11 protein-coding genes are annotated in these 12,245 nt (G+C 55.0%); 10 read left to right on the top strand and 1 reads right to left on the bottom strand.

Annotated elements, in window-relative coordinates; all coding sequences use genetic code 11:
- Positions 1-397: 397 nt before the first annotated feature.
- From HUK68_RS04710 to HUK68_RS04665, 10 genes are all read left to right on the top strand, one after another.
- Positions 398-1,381 carry a DUF932 domain-containing protein gene (locus HUK68_RS04710; RefSeq protein ID WP_019043822.1) on the top strand — a complete coding sequence of 328 codons (984 nt, stop codon included), beginning with the start codon at positions 398-400 and terminating at the stop codon, positions 1,379-1,381.
- A 134-nt stretch (positions 1,382-1,515) separates the two neighbouring features.
- Positions 1,516-2,562, top strand: coding sequence for a YqaJ viral recombinase family nuclease (locus HUK68_RS04705; RefSeq protein ID WP_050872040.1), 1,047 nt, complete (start codon positions 1,516-1,518; stop codon positions 2,560-2,562).
- Positions 2,563-2,644: 82 nt separating this feature from the next.
- The gene (locus HUK68_RS23210) at positions 2,645-3,679 is read left to right on the top strand and encodes a recombination directionality factor (protein ID WP_050872055.1); all 1,035 of its coding nucleotides are present in this window, start codon (positions 2,645-2,647) and stop codon (positions 3,677-3,679) included.
- Between the two features lie 413 nt (positions 3,680-4,092).
- Positions 4,093-5,154, top strand: coding sequence for an IS110 family RNA-guided transposase (locus tag HUK68_RS04695; protein WP_019042130.1), 1,062 nt, complete (start codon positions 4,093-4,095; stop codon positions 5,152-5,154).
- Between the two features lie 398 nt (positions 5,155-5,552).
- Positions 5,553-6,209 carry an HAD family hydrolase gene (locus HUK68_RS04690; protein WP_019042131.1) on the top strand — a complete coding sequence of 219 codons (657 nt, stop codon included), beginning with the start codon at positions 5,553-5,555 and terminating at the stop codon, positions 6,207-6,209.
- Between the two features lie 4 nt (positions 6,210-6,213).
- Positions 6,214-7,299, top strand: a complete 1,086-nt coding sequence (locus HUK68_RS04685; RefSeq protein WP_019042132.1) for an ABC transporter ATP-binding protein — start codon at positions 6,214-6,216, stop codon at positions 7,297-7,299.
- 2 nt (positions 7,300-7,301) lie between these two features.
- Positions 7,302-8,171, top strand: a complete 870-nt coding sequence (locus tag HUK68_RS04680; RefSeq protein WP_019042133.1) for a carbohydrate ABC transporter permease — start codon at positions 7,302-7,304, stop codon at positions 8,169-8,171.
- Positions 8,171-9,016, top strand: coding sequence for a carbohydrate ABC transporter permease (locus tag HUK68_RS04675; RefSeq protein WP_019042134.1), 846 nt, complete (start codon positions 8,171-8,173; stop codon positions 9,014-9,016). The genes HUK68_RS04680 and HUK68_RS04675 overlap by 1 nt, the downstream gene beginning before the upstream one ends.
- A gap of 11 nt (positions 9,017-9,027) precedes the next feature.
- Positions 9,028-10,284, top strand: coding sequence for an ABC transporter substrate-binding protein (locus tag HUK68_RS04670; RefSeq protein ID WP_141567795.1), 1,257 nt, complete (start codon positions 9,028-9,030; stop codon positions 10,282-10,284).
- Positions 10,285-10,392: 108 nt separating this feature from the next.
- On the top strand, positions 10,393-11,199 hold the full coding sequence (locus HUK68_RS04665) for a phosphodiesterase (RefSeq protein WP_019042136.1): 807 nt from the start codon (positions 10,393-10,395) through the stop codon (positions 11,197-11,199).
- A 164-nt stretch (positions 11,200-11,363) separates the two neighbouring features.
- Here the strand turns inward: HUK68_RS04665 and HUK68_RS04660 are convergent, their stop codons facing one another.
- Entirely contained in the window at positions 11,364-12,146 is a 783-nt protein-coding gene (locus tag HUK68_RS04660; RefSeq protein ID WP_141567796.1) for a DeoR/GlpR family DNA-binding transcription regulator, read from the bottom strand.
- Between the last annotated feature and the right edge of the window lie 99 nt (positions 12,147-12,245).

Here is a 12,245-nt window from a genome sequence, read left to right as displayed (position 1 = left end):
CCTCGCTTCTGTCTTGCCCCTTCTGTGAGCACGCGGAAGTCACCCATCGAACACCTGTCACATATGCCTGTGCCGTACTTGGGTGTGCTGTCGGTGCTGCAGGAGGCTTTCTCGCCTCGAACAGAGGACTAGCAATTGCGAGTCCCCCCAGCACATCTCTTGCTTCAGCAGGATTCGCTTTCAATGGCGTTGCCGGCGCCGTGGTTGCTGCCATGACGGCTGCAGCCATTGGGTGTGAACTTGGCGCTAAAGCTGGCGCCAAGATTGACCTCGTGCTGTTTGATAACTATCGCTGCTGCGCATGCGGAAAGACTTTTAAGGTCTGAGTCGTTTATTAGCGCGACGCTTCACATTCTTTTTTTGAATACGTCTCATTTATTAATTAAGGAGAAATCTGATGGCACACCTCATTGAAACCATGGCCTACGCTGGCCAAACCCCTTGGCATGAACTGGGCAACTCCCTTCCAGCCAAACAAAGCATTGATGTCTGGGCACAAGCTGCGGGTATGGACTGGCGCATTCAGGAAACGCCGGTGCGTTATCTCGCCTCCGATGGAAATACAGGCCTATCTGGTCTATATGCCGAGCCCAAAGAGTTTCCAGAACAAAAGGTGCTCTACCGCAGCGACACGCAGGCACCCCTGTCCGTAGTGGGCAGTCGCTACAACGTGGTTCAGCCCCGCGAGGTACTGGAGTTCTACCGCGACCTGACTGAAGTAGCTGGTTATGAGTTGGAAACTGCAGGCGTGCTCAAAGCTGGCCGCAAGTTCTGGGCATTGGCGCGCACTGGTAAATCTGTTGCGTTGAAAGGCAATGATGTGGTCAACGGCTATTTGTTGCTGGCTACGTCGTGTGATGGTTCTCTGGCTACGGTGGCCATGCCAACCACAGTGCGCGTGGTGTGCAACAACACATTGACAATTGCCCTGCGTGATGGCGTGGGTGCAGTCAAGGTGCCACATAGCACCTCGTTTGATCCCCAGGCCGTTAAACGCCAGTTGGGGGTTGCAGTTGGCCAGTGGGACAGCTTTATGTACCGCATGAAGACACTGGCTGAACGCAAGGTCAAAACCCACGAGGCGATGAACTACTTCCTCAAGGTGATCTGCAACACAGATGCCAACTCTGACTTGTCTGTGGGTCTGACCAATGAGCGGGCACTCAAGAAAGTGCAGATGCTCTACGAAGGCCATGGGCGGGGAGCTGAAATGCATGCCGCTAAAGACACTGCCTGGGGCTTGCTGTGCTCTGTGACCGAGTTCATTGACCATGAAAAACAAGCCCGCAGCCAAGACAACCGTCTCGACAGCGCTTGGTTTGGCCAAGGTGCTGTGATCAAGCAGCGTGCTTTGGACCACGCTTTGCAGCTGGTGTCTTGATCATGCTCAGACGCTGGCTTACATGGCCCTACTGGCCTTCTCCTCTGGGCTTTCCCATCTACTTTCCACCACCACGAACCGCCTTCTAAGGCGGTTTTTTATGCCCGCAATTTCTGCGGGCCAAGGAGATTTGTATGTCTGTTCACTTGCTCAGCAATGCCAATCTGGATCTGCAGAGCCTGTCTACCGTACGTGCACCTGCCACCCGCAAAGGGGCTGCGTTGCGCCTGGTCTCGACCAAGGATCTAGCCAGAGACGATTGGCTGGAGGTTCGTCGTACAGGCATTGGTAGCTCCGATGCCGCTACAGCAGTGGGCCTTAACCCTTATCAGTCCCAACTGGAGCTGTGGATGCAAAAGACGGGCAAGGCTGACTTGCTGCCAGCGGTAGACCCCAACGATGACACCAGCCCCATGTTCTGGGGCACGCTGTTAGAACCCATAGTGGCTGCGCACTACACCAAGCGCACAGGCAACAAGGTACGCCGTGTGAATGCCGTGCTGCAGCATCCCAAGCATCCCTGGATGCTGGCCAATGTGGACCGTGAGGTGGTGGGTTCATCCGAGGTGCAAATTCTGGAATGCAAGACTGCAGGCATTCACGGTGCACGCCTTTGGAAGGATGGCGTGCCTGAGTATGTGCAATTGCAGGTCATGCACCAGTTGGCTGTCACGGGCTACAAGGCTGCAGATGTGGCCGTGCTCATTGGGGGACAAGAGCTGCGCATCTTCCGCATTGAGCGGGATGAGGCATTGATTGCCCGTTTGATCGAGATGGAGCGCGCATTCTGGCAACTGGTAGAAAGCAATACGCCGCCTCCCGGAGATGGCTCTGACAGTGCTGAGAAAGCGCTGCGCTGCCTCTATCCCAACAGTGGCGGTGAAGAAGTGGACATGAGTGACAACCCAGAGCTCAATGCCACGTTCGACGCCTTGCTGATTGCACGGGAGCAGCTTGATGCCGCTCAAAAGCAGGAAGCACGCCTGCGCCAGGCCATTCAGATCCACATGGGCGAAGCAGACAAAGCCACGTTTGCCTGTGGTGGTAGCGTGACCTGGAGGCGCAGCAAAGACGGGCAAGCCTTCGACACAGCGCAGTTCGTCAAAGACCATCCCGAGCTGTCCAAAGCCTACCTCACCACACGGCCTGGATCTCGGCGGTTTTGCGTGTATCCAGCTTGAGCTGACCATCCTTCCCACATCCATCCCCCTCTCGCTCCCTGTGGCCCATGCCACCGGGAGCTTTCTTTTTTTGGAGCAAAACATGATCAAAGGTTTGATGATTACCCCGCCCGTCATTGGCCGAATTTCTATTGGCAAAGTCGTGGAAAAGAATGGCAAGCGCCTGCCAGAGAAAGACGATGAATTCACCATCACCACCCAAGTCCAGCAGCGCGGACAATGGGTGCTACACCCGTTGGATGAGGCTTTGCGCCAAAGCCAACCAGATGCCTTCACCGTTGGCGGCATAAAGGAAGGCGCTGAGCCTTCCGACAGTCAAAGTGAAAGTATTCCCGCACGCAGTGCCAAGCGCACGCTCAAAGACAAGATGGGAGTTCCAGGTGAAGCGTCTTCAGATGCCAGTACGCCACGGCGCAAGCTGCGCAGCATTCCTGTACGCGTTCTGTTCAATGACCCAGATCTGAACCTGCGGGCCAACTACTGCATGTTTGACCGCAGCACAGCGCGTCCTGTCTGCGTGGGTGACGGGGAGAGCTGCAAGCGCGTCACGGATCAAGGGCTGGAGACGATGGAATGTCCCGGTCCTGATAGCTGTCGTTTTGGGCTGGGTAACTGCAAGCCTTATGGGCGGCTGAACGTCAGCATCGGTGACAGCGATGAATTGGGCAGCTTTGTGTTTCGCACCACGGGCTTTAACAGCATTCGTACCTTGGCTGCACGACTGCAGTACTTCGCTGCTGTCTCTGGTGGGCACCTGGCCTGTATGCCGCTGGAGCTCAAGCTGCGGGGCAAATCGACTACGCAGTCACACCGCGCAGCCATTTATTACGCAGACTTGGTCGTGCGCTCAGGGCTATCGCTCAATGCTGCCATTGGGCAAGCCAAGGACTTGGCTGCAGAGCGCTTGGCTGCAGGCTTTGACCAGATGGCTTTGGACAGTGCTGCACGCCACGGCTTTGCCAATGGCTGCTTCGAAGACGCGCCGGATGAAGTCGCTGAGATTGTGGAGGAGTTTTATCCCGATGGCACTCCAACGCTCACTGGCTCTGGCATTGAGGCCGCCGATGATGGCACCCTAAACCGGCTGCGCCATGGTACGCATAGTCCGTCATCTTAAAGACCGTGATCGCATAGACCGTAGTGTTTAACACCGTGTATTTGCACACCGTGATGCTTTGTCACGTGTGCAGATGCACTGTGGTCAAGACTGCTACGAATCGTAACCATTGCGCCCCATGGCAAGCAAACCAATGACCGATGCAGACCGCTCCCCCTTGCTCAAGGCTTTCGGGAATGCCGTACGCGTGTATCGCAAAGCACAGGGATTTTCTCAAGAGGGTTTTGCGCATTACTGCGGCTTGGATTCGTCCTCATACGGCAGCCGTGGCATAGCCACGGCCGGGGTTGGGGGTAACTCGCCTCAAACTGGATTTGAATACGAAAGACTTCCCACTTTCTTGACTCTGTTTGCAGGGCAGTGTCAGGTACAAAGTAAGTGAAGTTCATTCGTCATTCACTAGGAGCTGTGCCATGCAAACCATCGTCCGTGTCGGTGTGGATATCGCCAAGAATGTGCTGCAAGTGCATGCGGTAGATGCTCGAGGCAGCGTCGTGACCAACCGCCCAATTCAACGCAGCAAGTTCTTGGCATGGTGCGCTCAATTGCCCGCTGGGTGCTTGGTTGCCATGGAGGCTTGCGGTGGAGCTCACCACTGGTGCAGACAATTGCAAGGCATGGGTCTAGACGCACGAATGATCGCTGCCGCCTTGGTAACTCCATATCGCATGCAAGGCAAAGGCGGTAAAAACGACGCCAATGATGCTGCGGCCATCTGTGAAGCCGCTAGCCGCCCGCAGATGCGCTTTGTATCCGTTAAATCCATCGACCAACAGGGCATGCTGTGTGTGCACCGGCTGCGTGAAGGCTTCAAAGAAGAGCGCACAGCATGTATCAATCGTATCCGTGGCCTGCTCGCTGAGTTCGGGATTGTCTTGCCGCAAAGCCCCAGAGTGTTGCGTGCGCATTTACATGACATCTTGGAGGATGCCAGCAACGAGATTGCTGGCACAGCTCGCCTTGTGCTCCACCAAGCATTGATGCACTGGCAGGAACTCGATAGCCATATTCATTGGTGTGAGCAGCGCATCAATGCTCATTACAAAGATGATGAGCAAGTTCAGCGTGCTGCTGGCATCAAAGGGCTTGGGCCGCTAAGTGCATCGGCTGTTGTGGCCACCGTTGGCGACTTCAAACAATTTAAGAATGGATCCCAGTTCGCCGCTTGGCTGGGATTAACGCCCAGACAAAACTCCAGCGGGGGTAAATCCAGTCTTGGCTCTATCACCAAGCGTGGTGACAGCTACTTGCGCTCTCTGTTGATACAGGGTGCTAAAGCCGTCGTTCTCACAGGTAAATACAACCTTGATCCCATCTCACAATGGGCCATAGCATTGAGGCAGCGCAGTGGATGGCAAAAAGCTGTCGTGGCTCTTGCCAATAAAAATGCTCGCATCCTCTGGGCGTTGATGACACGTCAGCGCAGCTACGAAACCAACCATATCAGTACCAGGCCAAGCGAGCTCATCGCTTAAGCCCCAATCCTTAACTTGCCAGACGTGAAATCAAAGATGCAATAGACAGGTCAGACCAGCAGCAGACAAGCTCGCTTGTTGCATTGTGAGTCCAAGGACATCACGAGATTTGAATGGAGCCCTGCTGCGCGGTTTGTTTCTTGGGGCGCACACCAAAGTGCAAAACCCCGTCTGTAGATGTGCAGTCTGTTCCTCGTTTTACGCATCGTGATCACACGGCAGTCAGGTCTATCAAAAAAGAAAACCATCAGCGCTTGCTTTTATGGGAAGTCTCTGTAATGCAACAACGCCGCCCACGAAAAAAATCGCATCGCATTTCATCGGTAAAAAATTGATCTATTGAGATCGAAAATGATCGATGTCATGAATATTTCATGATCCATTGATAAATTTCGATCATGAAATTTGCAAAACCATTCAAAACTGTCATCTTTGATCTGGATGGCACCTTGCTCGACAGTTGGCCCAGCTTGCAGGCCACGCTGCACGAGGGCTTAAACAGCCGCACGCTGGATATGCCCTCTCTCAAGCTCGAGTTGAGCGCAGGCATCGCTCCCATGTTGGCACTGGCTGCTCAACAAGCGGATCTTCGAGGCTCCGAACAAGAAGCAGCGCAAACCCAACTCATGCGCAGCTACCTGAGCCGCTTTGTGCTGAACGCCACCGTGTACCTGGGCGTACCCGAATTGCTGGCCCGACTGCAAGCTCAAGGCCTGAAGCTGGGCATCTGCACCAACCGCGACCGTGCAAGTAGCCTGCAACTGCTGCGCCACCACCAACTTAGCGATTTTTTTGAAGCCGTGGTCTGCATCGATGACACACCTTTTCCCAAGCCCAGCCCCGAGCCTTTGCATACCTGTCTGCAACTGCTGGGTGCCACACCATCCGAGACCTTGTTCGTAGGTGACTCGGGAATCGACGCCAGCTGCGCACACGCCGCGAAAGTTGCTTTTGCAGCCCATGTACGCGGCTATCACCGCAATATGCATGAGCTTGAGCCCAGCGTACTGAGGTTTGATGCTTATGAGCAGTTGAACGACATGTTGGAGGCTTGAAGCCATGGCTGACATCCACCTTCGTAGCATTTCTAAACGCTATGGCGACACGACCATCCTCGATCAGTTGGACTTACAGATTCACGACGGAGAATTTTTGACCTTGCTGGGTGCGTCTGGCTGCGGTAAATCAACCTTGCTCCGCTTGCTCGCTGGCCTCGAAGCACCAGACAGCGGTGACATTCAAAGCCAAGGCCAAAGCATGCTGAGCCAAAAACCTGCACAGCGCGATTGCGCCATGGTGTTTCAAACCTACGCGCTGTATCCACACATGACTGCAGGCGAGAACATTAGTACGCCTTTGCTGATGCGCAAGCTCTCGTTTTGGCAGCGCCTGCCGGGCATAAAGTACCTCAACCCTTCGGTACGTGCTCTTCGCAACGAGATTGAGCAAGAGGGTAAACAGGTGGCGCAGGTCTTGGGCATTGAGCACCTGTGGCAACGCAAGCCTTCGCAGTTGTCGGGCGGACAGCGACAACGCGTAGCACTCGCTCGCGCCATGGTACGCAAGCCTTCGCTGTTTTTATTCGACGAGCCTTTGTCCAACCTCGACGCCAACTTGCGTCAGGCCTTGCGCGCCGAGATTCGCGCGTTGCACCGCAAACTCGGCGTAACCTTTGTGTACGTGACGCACGACCAACACGAAGCCATGTCCATGTCTGACCGTGTGGCTGTGATGAAGAACGGAAAGATCTTACAGCTCGACACCCCTGAGGCTTTGTTCAAGCGCCCTGCCAGCCAAGAAGTGGCGAGCTTCGTGGGCTCACCTCGCATCAATCTGTTGCCGCTTTCTGCGGTGAAGCTGAATGATGGTGTGTTGCCGCCAACTTCGGCCGTTGTCGTAGGCATTCGCCCGCACCAATTCATGTGGACAACACAAACAGGTTGCTGGAGCGTTTTGGCACAGGTGCAGTCGGTAGAGTACGCGGGCAGCGAAAAAGTAGTGGTGGCACAAGGCGAGCATCACGAAGCCATGACCATACAAACCGAGGCCACCCAGCCAGTACATGAGACACAAACCGTCACCCTATACATACAGCCTTCAGAGCTGATATTTTTTGATGCGCATGGTCGCCGTCTGGAGGCATAAGCATGCACATCTCACGTCTGCAAACCTCGCTCATGCTGCTACCCAGTTTGATCTTGACGGTTTTGCTGCTGCTGGTGCCCATGTGCCTGGTGGCAGTGATGTCGCTGACCGACTGGCAGTTTGGATCCGACCAGTTTGCATGGGTCGGCCTGGACAACTACCGCGAACTGTGGGACGACGCAGGATTTCGCAAGTCCTTTACCAACACGGTGCACTATCTGCTGTGGGTGTCACTGGGCAGCATCACCGTGGGTTTGGTCAGCGCCTTGCTGGTTGAAAGCCATACAAGTTGGCGCGGCTTCTACCGCACGGCACTATTTTTGCCCGTGGCCTCTACCCTCATTGGCATGGCGGTGGTGTGGCAGTTCATATTGCACCCCACGATGGGATTGCTCAATCAGTTGCTCGCATTGATTGGGGTCGGGCCCTTCAACTGGCTCAAAGATTACGAACTGGCGTTACCAACGTTGGCTGCCATTGGCATCTGGCAAATGTCAGGCTTAGCCATGGTGATGTTTTTGGCGGGTCTCAAAGGTATTCCAGATGAGCTGCGCCAAGCTGCTTGGCTTGATGGTATGTCACATCCGCTGGATCGCATGTTTCGCCTGACCTTACCTTTGCTCGGCCCCACCATGTTGTTCGTGGTGACGATCTGTGCCATTCGCGCCCTACAGGTATTCGACACCGTGCATGTGATGACACAGGGTGGTCCCAACAAGGCCACCGATGTGCTGCTGCACAGCATTTACGCCGAAGGATTTGGATTTTTCAAGATGGGCTATGCCTCGGCTATGACGGTCGTGTTTGTGACCGGCATCTTTGTGCTCACGCTTATTCAGCACAAGGGCATGGAAAAAAGGACGCACTACTGATGATGGCCGATCCCTTATCCCCCTCCTTGGCCAGCCGCTTTGCGCGCCATGTCGTGTTGATGAGTCTAGCCCTCATTTATCTGCTGCCTTTTGTGTGGATGCTATCGATCTCACTCAAGCCCGCGAGTGAGATTTTCGATGCAGGTTTTAACCTCATCCCCCGCGAATGGGCTGCCTGGGAAAACTACAGCGCAGCGCTCACACGCGTACCGCTGCTGCGATATTTGCTCAACGGTGTGGTGGTGTGCGCTGGCATTTTGGTCGTACAAATTGCGCTGGCATTTCCGGCCGCCTACTGCTTCGCCAAGATCAAGTTTCGCGGCCATGACCTCGCATGGGGCTTAACCATGCTGTCACTGATGGTGCCATTTCAGGCCACTGCCATTCCGCTGTACATCTTTTTGTATCACTTAGGTTTGCTCGACAGCTACTCGGCCTTGATCCTGCCCTTCATCGCGTCTGCCTTTGGCATGTTCATGTTCCGGCAGTCCATCAAAAGCATTCCCGATGACCTCATCCACGCCGCAAGGCTAGATGGCATGGGTGAGTTCGAGTTGGTGTGGCGCGTGCTGCTGCCGGCCTGCATGCCTACCGTGATCGCTTTTTCGATCTTCTCGGTGGTCTGGCACTGGAACGACTACTTCTGGCCCCTGCTCGTCATCAATACCCAAGACCTCGCTACACCCCCGCTGGGAACCATGTTCTTTGCCAACGAAGAAGCCGGCAACGATTACGGCCCGCTGATGGCCGGCACGGTACTGATCACCATTCCCCTGGTTGTTTTTTTCTTGTTCGCGCAAAAGCGCTTTATCGAAGGTGTCACCTTTTCAGGTGTCAAAGCTTGAAGGAAGTCATGATGAAACTGAAATTCATTGCAGCTGTTACAACCGTGCTCTGCACCATGGGTGCTGCCCATGCCGCCAAAATCGAGCTCGTGGTGGACTACGTCTACCCTGAGATGTTCAACGAGACTCAAGAAGTCATCGCCAAAAAGTTCAACGAGAAGTTCCCTGATTACTCGGTCAAGTTCCGTGCACCCACGCCTGACTACGAAGTGGCCGCCCAGCAAGCACTACGCCATGCAGTGACCAAGCAACTGGCCGATGTGTCTTTTCAAGGTCTGAACCGCCAGCGCATCTTTGTGGACCGCGGCATTGCTGTGGATCTGAAGCCCTTCATCCAAGCCGAAAAGAACTGGGACAAGAGCGGCTACAGCGCATCGCTGATGGAGCTGGGGCAAATTCAAGGCAAACAGGTCGGCATTGGCTTTGCTCTGTCCACCCCCATCGTCTACTACAACATGGACTTGGTGAACAAGGCAGGTACCACCGTCGATCAACTGCCCAAGACCTGGGACGATATCATCAAGCTCGGCGAAGCTTCACGTAAAGCCAGCCCACAAACGGGCGGCATTTACTTCGACTGGGGCATCACCGGGAACTGGTTGTGGCAGGCGCTGCTGTTTGCCGATGGCGGCAAGATTCTCGACAGCACCGAAAAGAAGGTGGCATTTGACGATGCCAAGGGCCTCAAAGCCATGAACACCATGAGCTCCATGGTGCAAAACGGCACCATGGCCAACATCAGCTACAAAGAAGCAGCGCAAATGTTTGCGGCTGGCAAGCTGGCCGTGCTGTCGTCGTCCACCTCACGCTTGGGCGTGATGGAAAAGCAAATTGGCGACCGTTTCAAACTGGTGACCGGGATGTTCCCCGTAACCACTAAAGGCGGCAAAGTACCTGCAGGAGGCAACGTAGCCATGATGTTTGCCAAGGACCCCGAGCGCCAAAAGGCCGCGTGGGAGTTCATCAAGTTCGCCACCGGCCCCGAAGGAGCCACGGTTATGACCAAAAACACCGGCTACTTCCCAGCCAACACCTTGCCAATTGACGACCCCAAGGCACTCAAAGGCTACTACGAAAGCAACCCCAACCAGTACACCGCGGTGAAGCAGATTCCTTGGTTGACTGGCTGGTATGCCTTCCCTGGCCAGAACGGCTTAAAAATCACTGACGTAATTGATGACCACGTGCAAACTGTGTTCGACCGCTCGAAGCAACCCGCCGATGCACTCAAGGCCATGTCTGCCGACGTGCAAAAACTTCTCGACTAAACATCAGAACTGCACGCTTTGGAGCATGCGCTTGCACGCCTTGTGTGAGCACATGCCCCGACCTCACGCAGCCTAGCCCCCAGCACGCTAACAGCCACATCACTGCCCATGCCTCATTTCGACAAATACATCCACCTGACAGACACCCACCTCGTGCAAGACGGCAACGGCCTGTTATACGGACTGAACCCTAAGCAACGCCTGCAGCAAGCCGTGGCCCACATTCAGCAACACCATGCCGATGCACGTGCGGTGTTCATCACAGGCGACTTGACCCACTACGGCCACGAGCAAGCCTATGTGCATTTACGCGAGTGCCTAAGTGGCTTGTCCATGCCCGTCTACCCCATCTTGGGCAACCACGACAGCCGCAACAACTTCCAGCAGCACTTTGCCCACATTGCACGAGACGAGCACGGCTTTGTGCAATATGTGCTTGAACTCGAACATCAAACCGCCATTTTTCTCGATACCAACGAGCCTGGCGTGCACTGGGGCGTGTTTTGCGAGAAACGTGCTCTTTGGCTGCGAGCTCAGCTTGAGCAAGCTAACAAGCCCGTGTTGCTGTTCATGCACCACCCCTTCTTCCCTATTGGCATAACCAGCATGGACAAAATCTCCTTGCTGAACACCAAACCCTTTGAAACTGCCATCGAAGGACTTCAGCACAAGATCGCACACTTCTTCTTTGGACACATCCATCGCCCGATTTTGGGATCCTTCAAAGGTATCCCCTACTCCACCTTGCGGGGCACCAATCACCAAGTGGCATTGGTGTTACAAGACCCCTCGCTGCGCATCGTGGGCAAAAACGAAGGTCCCCAATACGGCGTGCTGATGCTTTCGCCCGAGCAAGTACTGATCCACCTGGAAGACTTTTTGGACCAAGAGCCCACTTACCTGCTTGGTGGCTAATGTTGCACACCGCTGCCTCGTAACAACCAGTAAGCGCTAGGTGGACGAATGTCATGTGCAAGCCCAATCGACATCGTGGATCAACCACTTGCTGAGTGGCGCGCACGTGCTTGATGTATCGCATCACAGGGTGATAGGCTATGCTTGGTAGCGCAACTAGCCGCTCAGGCAGCGACTACCACCTCCACTCCTTGCTGGCGAAGGAGATTGAGGATGTCGGGGTCGGCCTTCGCATCGGTGACTAGCCGTTGTACCGAAGACCAGTCGTTAATGCGGAAGCTGGCAAAGGCGTGTAGCTTGGTGTAATCAGCCAGCACCGTTACGCGGCTGGCAGCGCCCATGAAGGCCTTGTTCATGTCGGCGTCTTCCGGGTCACGCATGTAAATTCCTTGGGCAGACAATGCATGCACGCCCAAGAAGGCCTCACGCACTTGCAGATGAGGCAGGCCTTCGTCGCTGGGGCGGCTGACAGTGGCTTGTTTGCGGGCATCTAGGCGGCCGGCCAGCACGTAGACATTAGCGTGCAGCCCTTGCCCGAGCACGTTGGCCACGGAAAGGCCATTTGTGATCACGTACAGATTCTGATGACCTCGCAAAGCTTGAGCCAGCGCGTGGGCCGTAGTGCCTCCGTTGATCAGAATATTGTCGCCATCGCTAATGAACTGGGCTGCGCATTCCGCAATCGCCGCTTTCTCCTGTGCCTGCTGATCGTTGCGCTCGCCATAGTTGTACATCTCGTAACGCGCAGAGCCTTCGGCAAAGACCTCCTGAGCGGCTATGGCACCACCGTGGGTACGTTCCAATAGGCCGAGCTCGCCCAGTTCAATGAGGTCGCGCCGGATGGTTATGGGGGAAGTGGAAAAGACCTTGGCTAGGTCCTTGACGGTGACCGAGGTGGTCTCTTGCATGCGCGCCAGAATTTTCTGTTGTCGTTCAGCCTTGAACATGAAGCGTCTCTCCATAGGAGCATTGTCGGCCGAAAAACCCTACACATAGATGAATAGTGTTGATTTCCACGCAGAACTGACCCGCCGGGCATGCGGACA

The organism is Comamonas antarctica (genome assembly GCF_013363755.1).
Classification (GTDB): domain Bacteria; phylum Pseudomonadota; class Gammaproteobacteria; order Burkholderiales; family Burkholderiaceae_C; genus Comamonas; species Comamonas antarctica.
Note: the sequence above shows the minus strand (reverse complement) of the source record. Positions and strands in the feature narration are given on the sequence as shown.